We start from the raw sequence: 22557 nt of genomic DNA on the forward strand, positions 1-22557 counted from the left end.
GACATTACTTCCCCGCCCGCTGCCCAGCCTCATACGCTCGCCGTGCCCACACCCTCATCTCGTCGGGATCATCGAACGCGTCGTCGGGAATGCTCCAATACGGCATCGCGACCAGTTTGCCGTGTCGCGAGCCGGTATAGGCCCATTGTTGGCAGCCGGCGGCTTCGAAGTCGGGGGCGCTTTGTTCGTCAGCCTTCAGCTTAAGTTCGCCTCGCAGCACGATGGCGACGATGACGCCGTCGAAATAGATGCCCTTGCCGCCAAACAGTCTTCGGATCGAGACCGGACCAAGGCTCTCGAAAAGTTCTTCTATGCGTTCATTGTCCATGCCGCGATCATGTCACCGGGATTTGGCCTTGTCATCGCCGCAACCAAAACCATGCTGACAGGTTGAAAACGAAATTCGTCGGAGTTTTTTCATGCCGCTTCTGCTCAAAGGATCCTGCCGCTGTGATGCCGTCCATTTCGAGGTGGAGAGCCACACGCCGGTGCCGTTCATGCTGTGCTACTGCTCGATCTGCCGCAAACAGCAGGGCGGCGGCGGCTTCGCCATCAATCTCGGCGCCGACTACAAGACGCTGAAGATCAAGGGCAAGCGCAATCTCGGCGTCTATCGAGCCGAGATCGAGGATGACGAGCATCCAAACTGCGAGATTTCGACGGGCGAGCGCAATTTCTGCAGGAAATGCGGCTCGGCGCTGTGGCTCTACGACCCGACATGGCCGGAGCTGGTCCACCCCTTTGCCTCAGCGATCGACAGCGAGCTGCCGACGCCGCCGGAAAAGGTGCATCTGATGCTGAAATACAAGGCGAGCTGGGTCGAGCCGGTGATCGGCAGACAAGACAAGGTGTTCGACGCCTATCCCGAAGAATCGATCGCCGACTGGCACAAGCGGACGAAGATGTGGGTGAAGTGAGCCTTAAGGGCGATGCGTGAGGGCTACCCAGCGCTCAACCTGGGTCACATCCACTCCGTCGCATTGTGCCGCGACCAAAGGATGTTCCGCGTCATGCAGGTATACGTTTGGACGCTGATTGCCGGGTTGAAAAACAACGTTGGCATGTAGCAGCAACGAGCCTGGATACTCAGGAATCTCGTGCATCAAATAGCCAAAACAGAGTTCTTCTTCATACTGGCCACTGTCATATCCGTCCCGGTAGACATTCCAGCTCTTTTCCGAGACCGACATCCAGACGCCGAAACAGAACTCGTCGGCCAATTGAGGAACCGGCAAAGGCAACAGGCAACGGATAAACCGGTCCGTCTCCCTTGTGGCGTAGCTCACCACGCAAAAATCATCATTCTTGCGGAACGTTGATCGGGCAACGTCATCGAACGTGTCTGGATCGACCGGCGCGTCGAACGCAATGTCCATCGGAAGGCCGGTAAATTCTTCGCCGCAACAAGCACACCGCCAGCGATATGCCTCGGCGCTCATCGCCCGACGTTAAGCAGCGGTTGCCGCGCGCGCCTCTGCCAGCGCTTTGAGATCGGCTGGCTTCAGTTCGACGGATTCGCCGCAGCCGCAGGCCGAGCTCTGGTTCGGGTTGTGGAAGGTGAAGCCGGTGCGCAGCGTCGTCTGCTCGAAATCCATCTCGGTGCCGAACAGGAAAAGGGCAGCCTCAGGCGCGACATAGACGTGGGCGCCATCGCGCTCGATGTGGTCGTCCTTGGTGTTGGGCTCGGTCACCAGGTCGACAGTGTATTCCATGCCGGCGCAGCCGCCCTTTTTGATGCCGAGGCGTATGCCATGCGCGTTGTCGCGCGTGGCGACGATCTCGCGCACCCGGTCGGCGGCCTTTTCGGTCATCGTGATGACGGCGAAGCGTCCCATTCTCTTTCCTCTTCCATTCCATGCAGGTTCAAGGCCTGCCGAATGATTCCTCACCTAAAATGGTGAAGTTTGTTGGCGGGTGCAACCCCGGCTCTGTTACTGTACCGTTGCGAGCAACTGATTGGCCGCCCGCTCCAAAACCTTATGCATCGCCGTCGGATGGCGCTCTTCAGCGGCATAGAACTGGTTGGTGGCCAAATCGAATGCAGTTTCCGGCAACTCATCCATCCTATCCATTCTTTGCAGGCGGTCCCGAGGAAAGTTCGGGCCGAACACCGCCAACGCACTTTCCGCCGCAGCCGCATGCTCCGATAGGCCGAGCCGCCGCATCGCGCCAATGGCTCGCTCGATCGTTATTCCACACGAATTGTGGAAGTACTGATGAAAGGTGCCATTCAGGACATCGCCGAGCAGAATATCCGCGCAAAGCACGTCGGCGACGCCTGACGGCATTTCGTTCAGAAACGCGTCAAATGCGGCGGGTTTGCCCATGCTGTTGAGAAAGCCGTCGCCGCCCCATTGCTGCATCAGCTTCATCGTCGAGGGCGGCACGAATTCGGGAAGATCTATCTCCCAATCTTCCATGTGAGCCTCAATACCAGCCCACCGCCACCTGCGCCTCTTCCGACATGCGGTCGGGCGACCAGGGCGGGTCGAAGGTCATGTTGACCTCGACGCCGGAGACGCCTTCGACGGCGCCGACGGCGTTTTCCACCCAGCCCGGCATTTCACCGGCCACCGGGCAGCCGGGCGCGGTCAGCGTCATGTCGATTTTCACCGAGCGGTCGTCCTCGATGTCGATCCTGTAGATCAGGCCGAGTTCATAAATGTCGGCGGGGATTTCCGGGTCGTAGACCGTCTTCAGCGCCGAAACGATATCGTCCGTCAGCCGCGCCAGTTCGTCGGCGGGAATGGTCGAGGCGGAAACCAGCGGATTGATCGCTGCTTCCGGCGCGGTCTCGGTGGTGTGGCTCACATCATCCATGGTCGTCATCCAAAGAACTTGCGCGCTTTTTCAAGCGCTTCGGCCAAAGCGTCGACTTCGGCCCTTGTATTATACATGCCGAACGATGCCCTGCATGTGGAGGTTACGCCAAAGCGTTTCAACAGCGGCTGTGCGCAATGGGTGCCGGCGCGGACGGCAACACCCTGCCTATCTATCACCATCGACACGTCATGGGCATGAATACCCTGCAATTCGAACGAGATGATGGCGCCCTTGCCGGGAGCATCGCCGAAGATGCGCAGCGAGTTGATGGCCCGCAGCCGTTCATGCGCATAGGTCTTGAGATCGGCCTCGTGGGCGGCGATGCGCTCGCGGCCGATTTTTTCCATGTATTCGAGTGCTGCACCCAGCCCGATCGCCTGCACGATCGGCGGTGTGCCGGCCTCGAAACGGTGCGGCGGGTCGTTGTAGGTGACGATGTCTTCCGTCACCTCCTCGATCATCTCGCCGCCGCCCATGAAGGGGCGCATGCCCGAGAGAATGTCCTTCTTGCCGTAGAGCACGCCGATGCCCGAGGGCCCGTAGACCTTGTGGCCGGTGAAGACGAAGAAGTCGCAGTCGAGATCCTGGACGTCGATCGGCATGTGCACGGCGCTCTGGCTGCCGTCGACGAGCACCGGAATGCCGCGGGCATGCGCGATGCGGACAATCTCCTTGATCGGCGTCACCGTGCCCAGCGCGTTCGACATATGGGTGATGGCGACGAGCTTGGTCTTGTCGGTCAGGCGCTTTTCGAATTCCTCGATGTGGAAGGCGCCGAGATCGTCGACCGGCACCCAGACCAGCTTGGCGCCCTGCCGCTCGCGGATGAAATGCCACGGCACGATGTTGGAGTGGTGCTCCATGATCGACAGCACGATCTCGTCGCCGGCGCCGATATTGGGCATGCCATAGCCGTAAGCGACGGTGTTGATAGCGGCTGTCGTGTTCGAGGTGAACACGATGTTGTCGGTGCTCGGCGCGTTAAGGAAGCGGCGCACCGTCTCGCGCGCCTTTTCATAGGCGTCGGTCGCGGCATTGGACAGGAAATGCAGGCCGCGATGGACGTTGGCGTATTCCTGGCTGTAGGCGTGCTGGATCGTGTCGAGCACCACCTGCGGTTTCTGCGCCGAGGCGCCATTGTCGAGATAGACCAGCGGCTTGCCGTAGACTTCGCGCGACAGGATCGGGAAGTCGCGGCGGATCGCCTCGACATCATAGGGGGTGGTTGAGCTCATATCGTCCAAAGCTAACTCCGATCACACGCGTAGTATCATGGCAAAGGCTGTCGGGACGGTAATGCCCGCTCCATCAATCCACGACCAGGAGAGGACGAAAATGAAGCTGGTGAGGGCAATGCAGATGCCGGTCAGAAAAGCCTGCGGCCAAGGCAATCGGCCTCCGTAGCGCGCAACGACCACACCCGTCAGGACAAAAATCCCTGCAAGGGGATCGAAATCGCCCATCCAGGCGCCCAAAAATCCGTTCAGATAGAGCCAGTCGTAGGTCGTTGAGCTGAGCGGAGCGATGAGGAGCGTTATGATCTGCACAACGTATATCAGGAGCAACCAGGAGAGGACCGATTTGGCTGTCCCCGAACCCTTCAGCAGGCGAACCATTCCCAACAGAACAAGTCCCACGATCAAAAAGTGCAACGGAGCTGCCCAACCAGCCCACTGCAAGAACGCTGGAAGGCCGTCCAGACTATCGGAAACGGGACTCGATGCGGTCGACGGATAGATCGAGAACCGCAATGCATGGGCATATGCAGAGAGCCCGACGACAGCGAAGGCAATCGCCAGCCAAGGCAGCAACCGCCCAAGCCCGCGTCCGTGCGATGTCGAAGTAACTACCTGATCCATCGTTTCGACCATCATCCTCCTGAGGATGACGCCCTGACCCTAAACCGTTTACCCATGTGCCACGAACCAATCATCGAGCCGTGTTTCCAGGGCTTCGACGATGGTTTCGTCGTCCAGTTCCTCGATCACCTCGGCCACGAAGGCTTTCACCAGAAGGCCGCGCGCGCTCTTCTCGTCGATGCCGCGCGCCATCAGGTAGAACAGGTGGTTGTGGTCGATCTCGGTGACGGTGGCGCCGTGGCCGCAGACGACGTCGTCGGCGAAGATTTCCAGCTCCGGCTTGGTCGAGAACTCGCCATCATCCGACAGGAGCAGCGTGTTGCAGGCCATCTTGGCGTTGGTCTTCTGCGCGTACTGATGGACGTTGATGCGGCCCTGGAAGACGCCACGCGCCTTGCCGGTCACGACATTGCGGATCACTTCCGTCGAGGTCGTGTGCGGCACGGCATGGTCGAGCACCATGGTCACGTCGGTGTGGGTGTCGCCGGCGAGCAGGTTGATGCCGCGCAGTTTGAAGTCGGCGCCTTCGCCGGTCGTCTTCACGACGATCTCCTGGCGCACAAGCTTGCCGCCGGCATTCATGAAGAACAGCGTCAACTTCGAATTCTTGCCGAGATGGGCCTTGAACTGGGCGAGATGCGTGGCCGTTTCCGGCTGCTCCTGCACGATCAGCCAGGTCACCTCGGCGCCCTCGCCCAGCACCAGCTGGCTGACCGAGCTGCCCAGCGCCGCACCCTCGCCGGCCTGACGCTCGACGATAGCCGCCTTGGCGCCCGCGCCGACACGCACGGGAAAGCGCACATGCACCTGGCCGCCGGCCTGCAGGTTCTGCAATTCGATCGGCTTTTCCAGTTCGGCGCCATCGGCGATGTCGACGAAATAGCCGTCGGCGACAAAGGCGGTGTTCAGCGCACCGATGGCGTCATCGCTGCCATAGGGGTCGAGGCCCGGCGCAATGGAGCCGTCGGTCAGCTTTTCCGACAGGCGCTGGACGGTCACGCCCTCGATCACAGGGAATTTCGCGTTCGAGACGCCGTTCAGCACGGCCAGGATTGCGGAGCCTTCGACAATCGGCGCCAGCGTTTTGGCAGCGGCCGTGGAATCGAATGCCGGCACCGACGTCAGCAGCCGGCGCAGGTCCGTATAGTGCCAGGATTCGATGCGCCGGGTCGGCAGGCCGTGCTTGATCGCCTCGATGGCATCGTCGCGCTTCAGCGTCACCGCGCCGTCGCCCGGCAGCAGCGACAGCCGCTCGCCGAAAGCGTCGATCAGCGCCGTTTCGGCCTGGGTGCGCTGGGGTGTCGAGTGCATGTTCATCAGTCTGGCCTCTGGCATCTCACGCGGCTTCGCCGATCACACCGGCATAGCCATTGGCTTCCAGATCGAGCGCCAGCGACTTGTCGCCGGACTTGATCACCTGGCCCTTGTAGAGGACGTGCACGCTATCCGGCACGATGTGCTCGAGCAGGCGCTGGTAGTGGGTGATGACGATGATGGCGCGGTCCGGCGAGCGCAGCGCGTTGACGCCGTCCGAGACGATCTTCAGCGCATCGATATCGAGGCCGGAATCGGTCTCGTCGAGCACGCAGAGTTTCGGCTCCAGGAGCTTCATCTGCAGAATTTCGGCGCGCTTCTTCTCGCCGCCGGAGAAGCCGACATTGAGCGGCCGCTTCAGCATCGCCATGTCCATGTTAAGCGAGGCCGCCGCCTCCTTCACCCGCTTCAAAAATTCCGGGATCTTCAGCGGTTCCTCGCCGCGCGCCTTGCGCTGCTCGTTCATCGCCACTTTCAGGAATTCCATGGTCGCGACGCCCGGTATCTCCATCGGATACTGGAAGGCGAGGAAGATGCCGGCGGTGGCGCGCTCGGCCGGGTCCATTTCGAGGATCGAATGGCCGTTGTAGAGGATGTCGCCTTCGGTGACCTCATAGTCCTCGCGGCCGGCGAGGATGTAGGACAGCGTCGACTTGCCCGAGCCGTTCGGCCCCATGATGGCGGCGACCTCACCGGCTTTCACCGTCAGGTTCAGGCCGCGGATGATTTCCGTGCCGTCGTCGACGATGCGGGCATGCAAATTCTTGATCTCAAGCATTCTTTTGTTTCCTGAATATTTGTCCGGTCAGCCGACCGAGCCCTCGAGCGAGATGCCGATAAGCTTCTGCGCCTCGACCGCGAACTCCATCGGCAGCTGCTGGATGACGTCCTTGACGAAGCCGTTGACGATCAGCGCGATCGCTTCCTCTTCAGGAATGCCACGCTGCATGACGTAGAACTTCTGGTCCTCGGAAATCTTGGACGTCGTCGCCTCATGCTCGAACTGCGCCGTCGAGTTCTTGGCTTCCATGTAAGGCACGGTGTGCGCGCCGCACTGGTCGCCGATCAGCAGACTGTCGCAATTGGTGAAGTTGCGGGCGTTGGTTGCCTTGCGGTGCGCCGAAACCTGGCCGCGATAGGTGTTTTGCGAAAAGCCTGCAGCGATGCCCTTGGAGATGATGCGGCTCGACGTGTTCTTGCCGAGATGGATCATCTTGGTGCCGCTATCGACCTGCTGGTAGCCGTTCGAGACCGCGATCGAGTAGAACTCGCCCTGGGAATCGTCACCGCGCAGGATGCAGCTCGGATATTTCCAGGTGATGGCCGAACCGGTCTCGACCTGCGTCCACGAGATCTTCGAGCGGTCGCCACGGCAGTCGCCACGCTTGGTGACGAAATTGTAGATGCCGCCCTTGCCCTCGGCGTCGCCGGGGTACCAGTTCTGCACCGTCGAATATTTGATCTCGGCATCGTCGAGCGCCACCAGTTCGACGACAGCGGCATGCAGCTGGTTCTCGTCGCGCTGCGGCGCGGTGCAGCCTTCGAGATAGGAGACGTAGGCCCCCTCCTCGGCGATGATCAGCGTGCGCTCGAACTGGCCGGTGTTCTTCTCGTTCATGCGAAAATAGGTCGACAGCTCCATCGGGCAACGAACGCCCTTGGGCACGAAGACGAAGGAACCGTCGGTGAAGACTGCCGAATTCAGCGTGGCGTAGAAATTGTCGGAAGTCGGCACAACCGAGCCGAGATACTTTTGGACCAGTTCCGGATGCTCGCGGATGGCTTCCGAGATCGAGCAGAAGATGACGCCGGCCTGCGCCAGCTCCTTCTTGAAAGTGGTAACGACGGAGACGGAATCGAACACCGCGTCGACGGCGACACGGCCTGATTTGTAGACGTTGTCGCTGGGCTCTTCGAGCTCTGACGCGTCGGTCTTCTGCACGCCGGCGAGGATTTCCTGTTCCCTGAGCGGAATGCCGAGCTTCTCGTAGACCTTCAACAGTTCAGGATCGACGTCGCTGAGCGAGGTCGGGCCGGGCGTGCTCTTGGGCGCCGCGTAGTAGTATAGGTCCTGAAAATCGATCTTCGGATAGTGGACGCGCGCCCAGGTCGGCTCTTCCAGCGTCAGCCAGCGCCGATAGGCTTCCAGACGCCATTCCAGCATCCAGGACGGTTCATCCTTCTTGGCCGAGATGAAGCGAATAATGTCTTCGCTCAGGCCCTTGGGGGCCTTGTCCATCGCGATCTCTGTCTGGAATCCGTATTTATACTGGTCGACGTCGATCTTTCGGACCCGATCGATCGTGTCCTGCACAGCAGGCATAAGCGTTCTCCATCCACGCCGGGGTCAAGGCCCGACAGTTTTCAAACTATGGCATCGCCAAGGCTGCCCCGTGAGGCGCCGAAGGCGGCGTAAGTTCCATATAGTGCGTCTCGACCGGGAATTCACCCGGCCACTTGCAAACGCACGGCTCTACCAGGCCGTAAGGCCTGAATGGTCTTTCTCTGAGCATTGGATCGTCCGAAAACCGCTTTCACACTTTTCGGTCCAATGCTCCCCACCACCTCAGGCGGCTTGTTCCCTGCCCGCCCGGCGCTGGGCGATTCCCGCCAGCGCAGTGCGGAACAGATCGATATCCCCGGCGCTCGTCGCGTGACCGATGGACACGCGCAAGGCGCCAAGACTGTCGCCATAACCCATGGCTTTCAGCACATGGCTCGGCCCGACCTTGCCCGACGAACAGGCCGATCCCGCCGACAGCGCCACGCCGGCCAGATCGAAAGCGATCTGTGCCGTCTCGGCCTTGACGCCGGGAATAGCGAAGAATGTCGTATTGGCAAGCCTTGGCGCGCCAGTTCCGAAGATTTCTGCGTCCGGTACCAGTGTTTTGATGATGGCTTCGACCTCATCGCGGTGGTGCGCGAGCGCATTGACGTCGTTCAGACCAGCCAGAGCCTCCCGTGCCGCGGCGCCAAAGCCTGCGATGGCCGCCAGGTTTTCAGTGCCGCCGCGATGGCCCTTTTCCTGGCCACCGCCATTGATCAGCGGCTTCGGCATCATCAGATCGGCTGCCGCAACGATGGCACCGACCCCCTTGGGGCCGCCGATCTTGTGCGACGACAGAATCAAATAGTCGGCGTAAGGCGCTGACATATCGATGGAAATGCGGCCTGCAGCCTGCACGGCGTCGACCACCAGAATGCCGCCCGCCGCCTTGACGATTGCGGCGATGGCCTCGATCGGCTGGAGGACGCCGGTCTCGTTGTTGGCGGCGTGGATGGCCACCAGCGGCAGGCCGTCGGCCTTGTCGTGCGCGGCCAGAGCGGCTGTCAGTTGAGCAAGATCGGCGATGCCGTCGGCATCGACGCCGATCCGCGTCACCTGCGCGGCGGGAAAACGGCCGCCATTGAGCAGGCAAGGGTGATCGGCTTCGCAGACATAGAGCCGGCTCATGCGCACAGTGCCGCGGCCCATCTGCCAGTCCGGCGTCAAAAGCGTCGAGGCAGCCTCGGTCGCGCCGGAGGTGAAGACGACATGTTCGGCCCTGGCGTTGACCAGCGAAGCCACGTCGCGGCGGGCATTTTCGATCAGCCGGCGCGCCGCGCGGCCCTCGGCATGCACCGACGACGGATTGGCTGCGAGATCGAGCGCGGCAATCATCGCTTCACGCGCCTCAGGGATGAGCGGCGCGCTGGCATTGTAGTCGAGATAGGCGCGTGCTGCGGCCATTTTTGCTCAATCGATCCCGTCAAAACCCATTCCGCAGGGATAGCGCGTTATTTCCTTGAAATTGCAAGGCAAGACGTCCTATTTACGCGGCTTGCGGCGGGGATGGCCGGGCCGTCACGGCTGGCTATCCAGTTTTGAACAATTCTAAACTAGCTTCTAAGAAGACGCTCGCCCTGCGTCAAGGCCAGAGGAAAGAGTTGTTCCGGGCGCCGCGCATTCTTATGCCACGTGGAGTATTTTATGCCTGAGGTCATTTTCACCGGTCCGGCCGGCCGCCTGGAGGGCCGCTACCAGCCTTCTAAGGAAAAGAGCGCGCCGATCGCCATCGTGTTGCATCCGCATCCGCAGTTCGGCGGTACGATGAACAACAAGATCGTCTATGACCTCTTCTACATGTTCCAGAAGCGCGATTTCACCACGCTTCGCTTCAATTTCCGCGGCATTGGCCGCAGCCAGGGCGAATTCGACCACGGCACCGGAGAATTGTCGGATGCGGCCGCGGCGCTCGACTGGGTGCAGTCGCTGCATCCGGATTCCAAGAGCTGCTGGGTCGCCGGCTATTCCTTCGGCTCGTGGATCGGCATGCAGCTTCTGATGCGCCGCCCGGAGATCGAAGGTTTCATCTCGATCGCGCCGCAGCCCAACACCTATGATTTCTCGTTCCTGGCGCCCTGCCCGTCATCTGGCCTGATCATCCATGGCGATGCCGACAAGGTGGCGCCGCCGAAGGACGTCCAGGGCCTGGTCGACAAGCTGCACACGCAAAAGGGCATCACCATCACGCAGAAGACGTTGCCCGGCGCCAACCATTTCTTCGCCAATGATTCTGAGTTGCTGCTCGAGGAATGCGCCGACTATCTCGACCGGCGGCTGGCCGGCGAATTGTCCGATCCGCGGCCGAAGCGGCTGCGCTAAGGTCCCCGGATTCGGTATCATGCGCATTCGTGCCCGTTGCGGGCGCGAATGCCGTTTGTGCTGATCCATATGATCTGGCACGCCTGACATGTGGCGTAGCCTGCCTGAACGGTGCAAAATACCGGTTCAGGAAGCCGACGAAGGCGTGACCGATCATGTACCAACCTCCTCATTTCATCGAGACGCGCCAGGACGTCCTGCACGGGCTGATCCGCGCCCATCCGCTGGGATTGCTGATCTCCAACGGCACTGACGGCCCTGTCGCCAACGCTATTCCGTTCCTGCTCGATGCCGAGGCCGGGCCGAACGGCAGGCTGCGCGCACACCTGGCCAAGGCCAACCCGCAATGGCGCCTGCTCGCCGACAATCCGGCATCGCCCGTGCTGGTCGTGTTCCAGGGCGCCGATGCCTATGTGACGCCGTCCTGGTACGAGACCAAGCGCGAGACCGGCAAGGTCGTGCCGACCTGGAACTATGCCATCGTCCAGGTACGCGGCACGGTCAAAGTGATCGACGATGCGGAGTGGATCGCACAGCAGATCACCGAGCTGACGCTGTCGCAGGAAGGCGCCCGTGAGGAGCCCTGGGCGGTGACCGACGCGCCACCGACCTTCATTCAGTCGCAGATCAAGGGCATTATCGGGCTGGAGATCAAGATCGCCGAGATCAGCGGCAAGTGGAAGGTCAGCCAGAACCGCCCTGTCGCAGATCGCGTCGGTGTCGCCGAAGGGCTGGAGAAGGAAGCCGCCGGTGCGCCCGATATGGCCCGGCTGGTACGTTCCTGGGGCGGCATCGACAGCCAATAGCCGCAGCGGCTAACATCGCTGGATGCAAAGGCGCAGGCAAATTCAATGGTTTGCCCGGGTTGCCCCAATGCCGAGATTCGTTTGCCGCGGAGCACGTTTGCGAGCCCGCCGGAACAGCCGGAACGTCGTTTTGGGAACCGGCAATCCCTTTGGCGTGTGGCGGAAGATAAATCCTAGGCGTGTAAAGACCAGCGCGCTGGCGATGGCAACGGCACAACCGAGACCGAAGCCGGCGACCGTGTCGCTCGGATAGTGTGCGCCGACAAAAATCCGGGTCGACGCGATGGCAAGGGTCACGGCCAGCAGCATCCATTTGCGCTGTGGCAACATCAGCAACCCCAGTCCGAAAATGACGCCCATCGTCGTGGCATGGCCCGACGGGAAACTGGCAAAGCTCGCCTCCATGGCAAAAGGATGCAGCGACAGATCGCCGAGCTTGCTGAAATTCATCGGCCTGGCTCTTCCCACGCCATATTTCAGGACATTGACGACCAGGGCGGACACCGCGATCGAACCCACCACCATGAAAGCAAAAGAGGTCCAGTTGTAGAGGGTCATCCGCGCGCGCCTGGAAAGACTGCGCCAATCCGTCAGATTCGCCACAAGCAGCACCACTGCCGACGGTATGAGATACCAGCCACCCAGGCCGAAGACGGTGAAAAATTCCGTGAAGCGCTTGAAGTCGGGCGACCACCGCCCCACCATCGCTCCCGCCGCGTCGTCGAAACGGATCGAGACCGTGACCGTCAGCAAAAGCCAGGCCACAGCCCAGACCGACCACAGGATTTTCGGGTAGCGGGCCGGGCGCGTCGCCAGGCGCCGCCGCACGATGCGCATCGTGTCGAGGAGATTGTCGCGCGACCGGCGAAACACCGCGGATGGCGTCACGAGGGTTTTCACTTGGCTACCCGGTAGAGGCCAAGCGACAGTCTATCGCCCGAGGAATAGTTGAGGCCGTCGATCTCGGCGAGGCGGTTCGCCGTCTTGCCTTGCGCCGCAAGCATGTCGTTCAGCTTCTTCTCATCGGCGACAGGCGCCAGCCCGAGCGCGCAGGCGGGATCACCGAGCAGGTGTCCAGCGACGCCGTCGACATCGGTCAGGATTGTCTTGGTTCCGACCAGGAAGACAAGGCTCGGTTCGTGATAGGGCGCCGAGGCAAGGACGGTCGTGTCGCACGGACGGTTCGCGTCGACGGCGGCCTTGATCGCCGGGCTCAGCCATATCGGCTTCAGCGACGGCGCAATCATCCCGAACAGCAAGCCAAGGGTGATGCCGGCGCCAGCCGCGATCGCGCCGATGCGTGGCAGCGGCACCTGCAAACGGCGGGGAAAGGCGAGATAGCCGGTGACGAGCGCGGCAAGCGCGGCCGGAATGCTCCACCAAGAGAAGGCCTTGGCGAGATAGATCGGCGCGCCGACGCAGACAACGGCCAGGCCGATGCTGACCAGGCCAAGACCGAAGGCGGTCGACCACCAAAGCCATGACTGCCAGCGCTTGAGCGGCGCATTGGCGTCCTCCGGCTGCAGGGTCAGTAGCCAGCCGACCAGCAGCGCCATGCCGGGATAGGCCGGCAGCACATAATGCGGCAGCTTGGTCGGGATCAGCTCGAACACCAGCCAGAACGGGATGTACCAGGCAAGGCAAAAGCGCAGGCGCGGATCGTCGCGCAAGCGGTTGAGCGCCTGCAGCCCGGCGCCGACGGCGATCAACCCGAACGGCCACATGAACAACGAATAGGTCAGCACATAGAAACCGGGCGGAATGCCGTGCGATTCCTCACCTGAGGCGACCTTGCCCAGCATGTCCTTGCCGACCGCCTGCTGCAGGAACGCGCCATGGCTCTTCCAGGTGATCAGCGCGAGCCAGGGCAGCGCGATCAACAGCACGATCAGAAGGCCGCGGCCGACTTTCAGGTTTTTCAGCCAGCGCCCATCGCGTTCGAACGCAAACAGCGCGGCAATTGTCAGCGCCGACAACAGAGGCGCGATCGGTCCCTTGATCAGGATCGCAATGCCCTGCGCCACCCAGAATATCCACCAGAGATGGCCGGCCACCGCTTCGTTGCGGCGCGAGGCGGTGTAGATCCGCGCCAGGGCGCCTTGCGCCGCGACGCAGCAGGCCAGAAGCATGGCGTCGGTCTTGGCGTCGCGGCCTTCGAAGGCGGTGGCGAAGATCGCCGCCATGATCAGCCCGGCCGCGAGGCCGGCATTGGCGCCGAAAAGACTGGTGCCTGTCCAGGCAATCGCCACAACGGCAATGGCGATGCCCAGCGCCGAGACCAGGCGATAGACCCAGATCGGCGCCTCGGCCCCCTCGCCGCTCAGCGCCACGGACGCTGATTGCAGCCAGTAGATGCCGACCGGCTTTTGATAGCGCGACATGTCCTGGAAGCGGATGTCGACATAGTCGCCGGTTTCGACCATCTGCTTGGTGGCCTGGACGAACCGCGATTCATCGCGGTCGATCGGCGGTAGCGAAGCCAGCCCGCTGGCGGTCAGCAGCAGGCTGAACAGGAAAAGCAGGACGTAGTTCCTGTTCATTGCGACCACCGGATCCTGCCTTGACCAGACTTTCTTCAGTCGACCCCAGACTTTCGCCAATCGACCCCAGGCTTTCTTCAATCGACCTTGGTCATCGCCGCCGCTTTGCGCTCGTTGGCGATGAGCCAGAGATTCCTGACATAGATCAGCATGCCCATGGCCTGGCCGGCGATGAACACCGGATCCTGGCGCACGATTGCATAGATGAGCAGCAGGCCGCCGCCGAACAGGGAAAAGAACCAAAAAGCGACCGGCACGACGCTGCGCTTGGCCTTTTCCGAGGCGAGCCACTGTACGACAAAGCGCATCGTGAAGAAGAACTGGGCGACGAAGCCGAGCAGGATCCAGGCATCGAACTGCTTGATGAAAACCTGATGCAGCCAGGTCGCCAGTTCCTGAAACACGTTAGCCATGCGTGATTTCCTCTACCTTCGGCATGCGGCGGCGCCGGCGTCGAAGCCACCAGACGCCGGCGAGATCGAGCGCGCCCTGCAGGCCACGGTCGAAGATGCCGTAATTCGACTTGCCGTGGCGCCGCGAGCGGTCGACGACGTCGCAGTGGACGACGCGAAAACCTTCCTGGATGACCAGCGCCGGAACGAAACGATGCGTGCCGTCGAAAAACGGCAGTTTGCGCAGGATATCGGTATGGATCGCCTTCAGGCCGCAGCCGGTGTCGCGGGTGTCGTCATGCAGGATCGCGCCACGCAGCCAGTTGGCAAACCGCGACGCCAGCTGCTTGATCTTGCTGTCGCGGCGCTTCAGCCGCTGCCCTTGCGCGGCGCCGACATCGGGCCCCGCCTGGCGCAGCGCGTCGACCAAAACGGGGATGTATTGGGGATCGTTCTGGCCGTCGCCATCGATGGTGGCGACGATGGCGCCGCGCGCCGCCCAGGCGCCGGAGCGCACCGAAAGCGACTGGCCGGCGGATTTTTCGTGGCGCAGCTGACGAAGCGGAAACGGGCGTTTGGCCGCCTCCGCGGCAAGCACGGAAGCCGTATCGTCGGTCGAACCGTCATTGACGACGATGATTTCGAAGTCGCGTCCGGTCATCGCGGCCTCGATCTCGTCGATCAGAAGCGGCAGGTTCGCCGCCTCGTTGCGGCAAGGAATGACGATGGATATCAATGCGTCCGGCATATGTCGCGTCGGGCTCTGTCACAGGATATGGCATTTTGGCGGATGCCGTGCGGTGCCGTTCCAGCGGATCGAAGGTTGCATGAACCCGTTGGCGCGGCGCCTCATTACGCCAGCCGGCACGATGAAGCAAGCGCGCGCGGGAGCGCAGCATATGCAGTCTCCGCGGACGCAAAACCGGAAACCACTTTTGCTTCGGCCGCTTGGATGCTAAACGCCCGCGTTCAAATCACGCCGAGCAGTTGGGGCCTGGCGCTTTCAGGAAGAAACAATGTCTGCCTTCAAATCCGATTTCCTGCGCGTCATGAGCGAGCGCGGTTTCATCCATCAGATCTCGGATGAGACCGGGCTGGATCAACTTTTCGCGAAGGAAACGGTGACCGCCTATGTCGGCTACGACGCCACCGCGACCAGCCTGCATATCGGCAATCTGATTTCGGCGACCATGCTCTACTGGATGCAGGAGACCGGCCACCGGCCGATCGCGCTGATGGGCGGCGGCACCTCGATGATCGGCGACCCGTCCTTCCGTGACGACCAGCGCAGCCTTTTGACGCCCGAGGCGATCGCCACCAACATCGAAGGCATCAAGCGCATTTTTGGCCGCATCCTGCGCTTCGGCGACACCGGCAACGACGCCATCATGGTCAACAATGCCGACTGGCTGATGAAGCTCAACTATGTCGAGTTCCTTAGGGATGTCGGCCGCCATTTTTCGGTCAACCGCATGCTCACCTTCGACAGTGTGAAGCTCAGGCTCGATCGCGAACAGTCGCTGTCCTTCCTCGAATTCAACTACATGATCCTGCAGGGTTATGACTTCGTCGAGCTCAGCCGCCGCCACGACTGCCGGCTGCAGATGGGCGGTTCGGACCAGTGGGGCAACATCATCAACGGCGTTGATCTCGGTCACCGCATGGGCACGCCGCAGCTCTATGCGCTGACCACGCCGCTTCTGACGACATCGTCGGGCGCCAAGATGGGCAAGTCGGCCAAGGGCGCGGTGTGGCTGAACGGCGACCTCTTTTCGCCCTATGATTTCTGGCAGTACTGGCGCAACACCGAGGACGCCGACGTCGAGCGCTTCCTGAAGATCTTCACCCGCCTGCCGCTGTCGGAGATCGCGCGGCTGGCCGCCCTTGGCGGTTCCGAGATCAACGAAGCCAAGAAGGTGCTGGCGACGGAAACCACGGCCATCGTGCACGGCCGCGAGGCGGCGCTCGCAGCCGAGGAAACTGCGCGCAAGACATTCGAGGAAGGCGTGACCGCCGAAACCCTGCCGACCGTCGAGGTCGGGGGTGCTGCGCTGGAGGCCGGCATCGGCATCCTGTCGCTCCTGGTCACCGCGGGCCTTGCCGGGTCCAACGGCGAGGCACGGCGTCACATCCAGGGCGGCGCCGTGCGCCTCAACGACCAGCCGGTGGCGGACGACCGCCGGATGGTGACGCCACAGGATTTGAGTCCGGAAAACGTCGCAAAGCTTTCATTGGGCAAGAAAAAGCACGTCCTGGTGCGGCCGGTCTGAGCAGGCTGTCAACGCATAAACAGGGCTCGCCGAGACGACTTGGGAAAGCGGGCGTTGCCATGCTTTCCCAAGCTGCTAGGTCTACTTCGCGTTGTAAGGTAGCGCGCATGTCACTTTCGCGATTCGTTGAGAAGTGGACCATCCCTGAATATCCCCCTGATTCAGTCTCAGAGGAGGATTTGGGTGCTGCTGAGCAGCAGCTAGGCGTCCGCTTTCCCGAAGACTATCGACAAGCACTACTTGACGTGGGGTTGCCTCGTCCGACGATCGCGCTTTTAGGCGCGATCGTCGGGCGTAAGTTGGACCTGCATGATCTTCATGAATTCTATTCTCCGAAGGAGATCGTTGAGGAAACGCTTGGCTGGCGTCAGATCGGGATGCCTGATCGGCTTGTCGCTATCGCGAGCGATGGGTCCGGAAACAAGTTCTGCTTCAATGCAGACCAGCTTGGCGGGGACAGCGCCGACATGCGGGCAATTTGGTTCTTCGATCACGACTTTGGAACCGTCGATGAGCTTGCGCCAAGTTTTCATGCCTGGATTGACGCCCTTTGCGACGTCGAGCCGTGGCACGAGGACCCGAGCTAAGTCCGCAACCGGTTGACCGACTGGCAACTTCCATATCGGCGTAATTCGATCCTGCTTGGCTGTGGCTGCGCGCTTACGAGTCTACGGCCTAGTCTCAGCGATATTCGAAGATCGACCGGAAAATTCCCGGCGCGATCACCGATAGCGGGTTGATGTCCAGCACCGGCTTGTTGGCGTTGCCCTTGAGCCGGTAGGTGACGCCGATCAGGCCGCGATCACGGCCATTGCCGAGCAGCGCGCCGACCAGCGGCAATTCGCCAAAAATGCGGTTGAGGCCATAGGCCGGCATGAACGTGCCGGTCATGTCCATATTGTTGTTCTGGTCGTAGAGCGTGCCCTGGAACGTGGTGCCGATGCGCGGGCCGCGCAGCACGCCATTGGCGAGCTTCAGGTAACCGCTTCCCTTGTCGATCTCGGCAAAGCCGCGCTCGAACTTTACCCGCGACGTATCGATCTTGCCTTTGACGGCTTCGTTCAGGCTGCGGTTGTCGCCTGCTGGCGTGGTCGATACGATCGAAGCGAGCTTCGGCTCGTCAACGATGAAGAAGTTGCTCGAATCGACCTGGCCCCGCATCGGCCCGTCGGCCACGCCGCTGAGCGCCAGCGTGATCGATCCGCCTTCCATGTGTTCGTAGATGTTGAGGAAGCGCAATATGGCGCCGGCGTCGGCCGACTTCATGTTGAGCGCGCGCGCGCCGTTGCCTGCGGTGTTGCTGATGGTGATGGCGGCGCCCGAACTTGCCGTGGCGCTGACTTTGAGCCCGTTTACCTTGGAACCGGCGGCGCTGTAGTCGAGCTTCAGATTGGACAGGACCTCGTCGTGGAACCCGGTCAGCGAATTGACATCGGCGCTGACCGAAACCGCATCCGTGCCGGTGGTCTTGGTGGCGGTGTCGACGTCGGAGGTGAACTGCTTGATCAGCGAGCGGGCGTCGAGCGCATTGCCGCGGACGTCGACGGCAAAGCCCTTGCCCGACCGCTTCACCGTCACGGCTACGTCGTCGCCCCTGTTCAGGGCGACCTTGCTAAGGCGCGCCGATGACAGCGCGCCCTTGACCAGCACAACATCGCCTTCGACGGAAAAGCTCTTTCCGTCGAGATCGAAGTCGGACAGCGTCGTCGTATCGCCGGACTTGGCCATGGTGAAAGTGGCATTGGCAGGAATGCCCGGCCCCTTGCTCCAGCCCGCCCAGGGAATATCCAGCCTGGCGCTGGTCAGGTCGACCGTGACGTTCTGGCTGCCGCCGTCGCCGCTCTTGTCGATCGCCACCTTGATGGTGCCGGAAATCAGCGGCGACAGGCCAGGCATGGCGCTGGCGCGTGTCTTGTCGTCGAGCACAAGGGCCACCTTACGGCTGCGCGGCGGTCCGTCATCCCCGAGCGGCTCGACCAGATCGAGCTCCGCCGGAATGCCGTTCAGCTTTGCATCGGCCGAGATCACCGCCTTGTCAGGCCCGACTTCGATCGAACCGTCGGCATCGGTCACCGTCTGGTCTTCGAACGGCTTGGCGAGCGACAGGTCCTTGTAGTCGAGCGACACCAGCCAATCGAGCTTCGAAGTATCGACACCGGACTGCAGCGGAATGTCGGCCTTGACGTGGCCGGTCACCGTGCCGGACAGGTCGTCCGGCGCAATACCGACATGGCGCATGGCGTTGATCGGTTCGTAGGAGGCGAGCTCGGCGATGGCCGGCGCCTCGCCGGCGACGTCGATATCGAGCGCACCGATCACCGGCGGGTGGTTTGCCGCCTTCACCGCCAGGGTGCCATTGCTTGCCGCAACGGTGCGGCCGCTCGGCATATAGACGCTGCCGGAGGACAGCGCGATGTCGACGTCGTTGCCGTGGAAGGAAACCTCGCCGACGGCGTCTCGGATCGGCGGGATGCGGCCGGCGGTGTCGAAGCGCGAGCCCTCGATCTGGAACCGGCCGAACACCTCGCCGGCCGAAAGCGGCACGCCATTGCCGAGACGCCCCGGCACGACCTGGAACTGCAAATTGGCGTCGACGACGCGGCCGCCAAACAGGTTCTGCAGCACCCACAGCCGGGCATTCTTGGCGGAAAACCACGGCCACAATTGCTTGACGTGCGAGACCGGCATGTCGTGGACGTTGAGCGAGAGCGAAATGCCTGGCGGTCCGTTGTCGATGAAGGCAAGTGCGGCCGTGCCCAGCACCTCGCTGCCCGTTCCCGACCTGATGCCGATCTGCTCGGCGACGAGCCTGTGGCTCCTGGTCTGGTAGACGCCGGCGATGCGGGCGAAGAAATTCAGCGCCGGCTCGGGCGATTCCGAAGGCGCCAGTGTCGAGCCGTCGCTGGTCAGGTCGTAGCGGTAGGAAGGCTCCTCGCCCGCCGCTCCGGTCGGCGGCTTGGGCCCGATCGAGCCGGCGAAATTGAAAGTCGAACGGCCGGTCTTCAAAACCAGCCTGCGGACATCGATCTTGTTGGAGCCGGAGACAAGCGTGGCGTCGACGTCGACATCGGCCGGCAACAGCCCGCGTGTGCCGAGGTCGAGCACCGAGCCGGTCAGCGACAGCGAGGCCGTCAGCCGGGAATCGCTCTCGCCGGAACCTTCAGCCCCCGTCAGCTTCAACGCGATCGCGCCGGTTTTCCCACCGGCCTCTGGCGTTGTCTCTGGAATGGCCGCCATGTCGATGGCCGCATTCAACGCAGTAATCCGCAGCGAAGTCGTATCGCGGGAGGCGGTGGCGGTGACGGTGAGTGCGCGGCCGTCGATATCAGCCTCGGACGAAAACTCCATGCTGCCCGGGCCAGATTGCAGCACGGTGGCGTTGGCGATCGTGACCAGCTTGACCGAGCCCGCCTCGGGCAGTTCGAACGCGACATTCTTGAGATCGATCCGGCGCATCGAATCCTCGCGCACGGCATCGAGCGCATGGTTGACGTGGCCGAAGACAGCGGCGGCCAGTTTTTCCGGATCGATGAGGCCGTCCTGATTGCGCAGCTCGGCTGTCCAGTCGCCTCCCGACGGCATTGCCGCAGTGACGATGCGGGCGTCGGAAATCCGGGCGCTGGTCAGCCGCACCTCGCCCGAGAGCAGCGGGATCAGACGAATGCCGAAACGCACACGCCCGGCATCGGCCATCGGCTTGCCGTCGGCAGTCTTGACGCTGACATCCTTGACCTGCAGCGCAATGAAGCTCGAGCCGTCCAGTGTCAGGCGGGCCGGACCGACGGCCACATTGACGTCGAAACCGGCGAGTTTTTCGATCGCCGTTTCGGCTTCCGCGCGCAGCCGCTCGCTGCCGATGCCGGTGGCACCGATGACATAGACGGCAGCCGCGGCCAAAAGCACCAGGGCGACGACGCCGGCAAACATTCGGGCAAGGATACGAAAGCCGCGGCCGATCCGCGCCTTGCCGAGCGGCGGCACGCTGCAGGCAGACGGGAAAGTCCCCAGGTCGGTGATCTCGTCACGCCTGAACCGGATTTTCTCGTGCTGCGGTTCTTCCTGATCCACGCAATGTTCCGTTGTACGAATTCGATCGTGGACGAATCCCCGCTCGACACTATAACGATGCAGGCTAAAGCATGATGCCGAAAAGTGTGGGGCGGTTTTCTCGGACAAACGGTTTCCGTTTGTCCAGGCATCATGCTCTCTCTCCTGATCTAGGGCCGCGTAACCTCAAACAAGGGCATCGATATGGCTGATCTCGACATTGGCGACGCTGCTCCGCAATTCGACCTGCCGCGTGATGGCGGCGGCTCGCTCAGCCTTGCCGCGTTGCGGGGAAAACCCGTCGTACTTTACTTCTATCCGCAGGACGACACCACAAGTTGCACCACCGAGGCGATCAGCTTTTCGCAGCTGAAGCCGGAGTTCGAAAAGGCCGGCGCCATCGTGATCGGCCTGTCGCCGGACAGCGTGAAGAAACACGACAAGTTCAAAACCAAATACGATCTCACCGTCGATCTGGTTGCCGACGAAGAGCGCAAAGTGATCGAGGCCTACAATCTGTGGGTCGAAAAGACGATGTACGGCCGCAACTACATGGGCGTCGAACGGGCGACGTTCCTGATAGGCAAGGACGGCCGGATCGCCGGCATCTGGCGCAAGGTCCGGGTCAAGGGCCATGCCGAAGCGGTGCTCGAGGCGGTGCGCGCGCTCTGACGACCCCGGAAAACAACAAAAATATACAGGGGATTAATATACAGGGGGATTTGGCGTGAGCAGATTCGACGACCTTCGGCGCAATCTCGACAAAACCATGCGCGGCATCGAGCTCGGCCCCTATTACAGCCCCATAGCGCCGAAGAAGTACGGCTGGAACACAACCGTCGTCGACTTTCGCGACGCCGCGGCGCTGCGGGCTGAGGCGCGCAACCACAAAGCCGACGGCATTCGCATGCGGGAGAGCCTGATCGAGGAGGTTGACATCGTCTGGCGGGGGGAACCGCTGGACACGCTGGCACTGGCAAGAAATCCGGACGGCTACGACTACTTCATTGCCAGCCACACCATCGAAAATTCGCCCGACCTTCTCAGCCTGTTCCAGCAGGTCCAGAGATTGCTGCGGCCGGGTGGAATTGTCTCTCTTGCCGTGCCGGACATGCGCAAATGCTTCGATGTCTTCAAGCCTGCAAGCAGCCTGCGCGAAGTGTTGACCGCCTACCGGGAAAAGCGCATCCGCCATACACCGGAAACGCTGCTTGAAGCGCGGGCCTTTTCGGTTATCCGCAACGGCTCGGGCGCATGGCTTGCCGGCTCCAGGGGTCCGCTCAAATTCCACCGCAGTTTCGACGACTGCTGGCAGGAGTACCAACGGGATGTCAATCAAGTGGATCCGCCTTATGTGGATGCGCACGCCTGGTTCTTCACCCCCGCGTCGTTCGAGTTGCTGATCTTCGAACTCGGCTATATGGACCTTCTCGACCTGTCGATCGACAGCCTTAGGGAAAACCAGGGATCGGAGTTCGTTGTGCAATTGCGGGCCGGCCAACCGGCAAAGCCGGGGCCGAACGAATTCGACGCAAAACGGCTTGAGCTGTCATTGAGACAGGTGTCTGAATTCGCTGCCGAAGTGTTGGGCGACACCGGATCGAACCTACCCCCTGGACCACCGCCGCCGGAGCCCAAGCCGGTGGTTGTGCAAGTTCCGGTCTATGTGGAGGTTCCAATCCATGTTCAGCCGCCGGTTCAGTCGACGGCGGAGGTGGCGCGGCTGTTGGCGAGCCGCGTCCGCCGCAAGGCGCTGTCGCTCGTCGGCCTGGCCTAAACCACCATTATTGGCTCTTGGTCTCGCCATGACGACGCTGCAACCGTCGAGTTGCGGGCGATTGAGTACAGTCACCGACCGTTA

23 protein-coding genes are annotated in these 22557 nt (G+C 61.9%); 7 read left to right on the forward strand and 16 right to left on the reverse strand.

Going from position 1 to position 22557, the window contains the following annotated elements:
* Window positions 1–4: 4 nt before the first annotated feature.
* Window positions 5–328, reverse strand: a complete 324-nt coding sequence (locus tag AC1DYJ_RS21425; RefSeq protein WP_477284661.1) for a TfoX/Sxy family protein — start codon at window positions 326–328, stop codon at window positions 5–7.
* A gap of 91 nt (window positions 329–419) precedes the next feature.
* Here AC1DYJ_RS21425 and AC1DYJ_RS21430 point away from each other — a divergent pair, with 91 nt between their 5' ends.
* A complete protein-coding gene (locus AC1DYJ_RS21430; protein ID WP_477284663.1) occupies window positions 420–917 on the forward strand; it encodes a GFA family protein in 498 nt (165 codons plus the stop codon).
* A gap of 3 nt (window positions 918–920) precedes the next feature.
* Here AC1DYJ_RS21430 and AC1DYJ_RS21435 read toward each other — a convergent pair whose 3' ends face one another.
* From AC1DYJ_RS21435 to AC1DYJ_RS21480, 10 genes are all read right to left on the reverse strand, one after another.
* Complete coding sequence (locus AC1DYJ_RS21435; protein WP_477284665.1) at window positions 921–1439, reverse strand: DUF2199 domain-containing protein; 519 nt, start codon at window positions 1437–1439, stop codon at window positions 921–923.
* A gap of 9 nt (window positions 1440–1448) precedes the next feature.
* Window positions 1449–1835 carry a Fe-S cluster assembly scaffold SufA gene (gene sufA, locus AC1DYJ_RS21440; protein WP_023759793.1) on the reverse strand — a complete coding sequence of 129 codons (387 nt, stop codon included), beginning with the start codon at window positions 1833–1835 and terminating at the stop codon, window positions 1449–1451.
* A 96-nt stretch (window positions 1836–1931) separates the two neighbouring features.
* On the reverse strand, window positions 1932–2420 hold the full coding sequence (locus AC1DYJ_RS21445) for a DMP19 family protein (protein WP_477284667.1): 489 nt from the start codon (window positions 2418–2420) through the stop codon (window positions 1932–1934).
* A gap of 7 nt (window positions 2421–2427) precedes the next feature.
* Window positions 2428–2820 carry an SUF system Fe-S cluster assembly protein gene (locus AC1DYJ_RS21450; RefSeq protein ID WP_477284669.1) on the reverse strand — a complete coding sequence of 131 codons (393 nt, stop codon included), beginning with the start codon at window positions 2818–2820 and terminating at the stop codon, window positions 2428–2430.
* Window positions 2821–2825: 5 nt separating this feature from the next.
* Entirely contained in the window at window positions 2826–4058 is a 1233-nt protein-coding gene (locus AC1DYJ_RS21455; protein WP_477284671.1) for a cysteine desulfurase, read from the reverse strand.
* 21 nt (window positions 4059–4079) lie between these two features.
* Window positions 4080–4694, reverse strand: a complete 615-nt coding sequence (locus AC1DYJ_RS21460) for a hypothetical protein (protein ID WP_477284673.1) — start codon at window positions 4692–4694, stop codon at window positions 4080–4082.
* A gap of 36 nt (window positions 4695–4730) precedes the next feature.
* Complete coding sequence (sufD, locus tag AC1DYJ_RS21465; RefSeq protein ID WP_477284675.1) at window positions 4731–5999, reverse strand: Fe-S cluster assembly protein SufD; 1269 nt, start codon at window positions 5997–5999, stop codon at window positions 4731–4733.
* Window positions 6000–6018: 19 nt separating this feature from the next.
* Complete coding sequence (gene sufC, locus AC1DYJ_RS21470; protein ID WP_477284677.1) at window positions 6019–6774, reverse strand: Fe-S cluster assembly ATPase SufC; 756 nt, start codon at window positions 6772–6774, stop codon at window positions 6019–6021.
* Between the two features lie 27 nt (window positions 6775–6801).
* Entirely contained in the window at window positions 6802–8319 is a 1518-nt protein-coding gene (gene sufB, locus AC1DYJ_RS21475) for a Fe-S cluster assembly protein SufB (RefSeq protein ID WP_477284679.1), read from the reverse strand.
* Between the two features lie 243 nt (window positions 8320–8562).
* Window positions 8563–9726 carry a cysteine desulfurase family protein gene (locus tag AC1DYJ_RS21480; protein ID WP_477284681.1) on the reverse strand — a complete coding sequence of 388 codons (1164 nt, stop codon included), beginning with the start codon at window positions 9724–9726 and terminating at the stop codon, window positions 8563–8565.
* A gap of 240 nt (window positions 9727–9966) precedes the next feature.
* On the opposite strand from AC1DYJ_RS21480, the gene AC1DYJ_RS21485 reads away from it, so the two are divergent.
* Window positions 9967–10641: an alpha/beta hydrolase gene (locus tag AC1DYJ_RS21485; protein WP_192253503.1), complete on the forward strand. Its 675-nt coding sequence runs from the start codon at window positions 9967–9969 to the stop codon at window positions 10639–10641.
* A 155-nt stretch (window positions 10642–10796) separates the two neighbouring features.
* Window positions 10797–11447 carry an FMN-binding negative transcriptional regulator gene (locus AC1DYJ_RS21490; RefSeq protein WP_477284683.1) on the forward strand — a complete coding sequence of 217 codons (651 nt, stop codon included), beginning with the start codon at window positions 10797–10799 and terminating at the stop codon, window positions 11445–11447.
* 42 nt (window positions 11448–11489) lie between these two features.
* Here the strand turns inward: AC1DYJ_RS21490 and AC1DYJ_RS21495 are convergent, their stop codons facing one another.
* The 4 genes from AC1DYJ_RS21495 to AC1DYJ_RS21510 form a co-directional block, all read right to left on the reverse strand.
* Complete coding sequence (locus AC1DYJ_RS21495; RefSeq protein WP_477284685.1) at window positions 11490–12347, reverse strand: phosphatase PAP2 family protein; 858 nt, start codon at window positions 12345–12347, stop codon at window positions 11490–11492.
* A complete protein-coding gene (locus AC1DYJ_RS21500; RefSeq protein WP_477284687.1) occupies window positions 12344–13987 on the reverse strand; it encodes an ArnT family glycosyltransferase in 1644 nt (547 codons plus the stop codon). The genes AC1DYJ_RS21495 and AC1DYJ_RS21500 overlap by 4 nt, the downstream gene beginning before the upstream one ends.
* Window positions 13988–14064: 77 nt before the next feature.
* Window positions 14065–14400 (reverse strand): lipid-A-disaccharide synthase N-terminal domain-containing protein, encoded by a 336-nt coding sequence (locus AC1DYJ_RS21505; RefSeq protein WP_142868074.1) that lies wholly within the window; start codon window positions 14398–14400, stop codon window positions 14065–14067.
* The gene (locus AC1DYJ_RS21510; RefSeq protein WP_477284689.1) at window positions 14393–15127 is read right to left on the reverse strand and encodes a glycosyltransferase family 2 protein; all 735 of its coding nucleotides are present in this window, start codon (window positions 15125–15127) and stop codon (window positions 14393–14395) included. Before AC1DYJ_RS21510 ends, AC1DYJ_RS21505 begins: the two co-directional genes overlap by 8 nt.
* Before the next feature lie 268 nt (window positions 15128–15395).
* On the opposite strand from AC1DYJ_RS21510, the gene tyrS reads away from it, so the two are divergent.
* Together tyrS and AC1DYJ_RS21520 are read left to right on the forward strand one after the other, a co-directional pair.
* Window positions 15396–16649 (forward strand): tyrosine--tRNA ligase, encoded by a 1254-nt coding sequence (tyrS, locus tag AC1DYJ_RS21515; protein WP_477284691.1) that lies wholly within the window; start codon window positions 15396–15398, stop codon window positions 16647–16649.
* A gap of 107 nt (window positions 16650–16756) precedes the next feature.
* A complete protein-coding gene (locus AC1DYJ_RS21520) occupies window positions 16757–17236 on the forward strand; it encodes an SMI1/KNR4 family protein (RefSeq protein WP_477284693.1) in 480 nt (159 codons plus the stop codon).
* Window positions 17237–17330: 94 nt separating this feature from the next.
* Here AC1DYJ_RS21520 and AC1DYJ_RS21525 read toward each other — a convergent pair whose 3' ends face one another.
* The gene (locus tag AC1DYJ_RS21525) at window positions 17331–20717 is read right to left on the reverse strand and encodes a hypothetical protein (RefSeq protein ID WP_477284695.1); all 3387 of its coding nucleotides are present in this window, start codon (window positions 20715–20717) and stop codon (window positions 17331–17333) included.
* A gap of 183 nt (window positions 20718–20900) precedes the next feature.
* Here AC1DYJ_RS21525 and AC1DYJ_RS21530 point away from each other — a divergent pair, with 183 nt between their 5' ends.
* Window positions 20901–21368, forward strand: a complete 468-nt coding sequence (locus AC1DYJ_RS21530) for a peroxiredoxin (RefSeq protein ID WP_477284697.1) — start codon at window positions 20901–20903, stop codon at window positions 21366–21368.
* Window positions 21369–21423: 55 nt separating this feature from the next.
* Window positions 21424–22473, forward strand: a complete 1050-nt coding sequence (locus AC1DYJ_RS21535; protein WP_477284699.1) for a class I SAM-dependent methyltransferase — start codon at window positions 21424–21426, stop codon at window positions 22471–22473.
* Window positions 22474–22557: the final 84 nt, after the last annotated feature.

This window comes from Mesorhizobium sp. P2_B11, assembly GCF_056404855.1.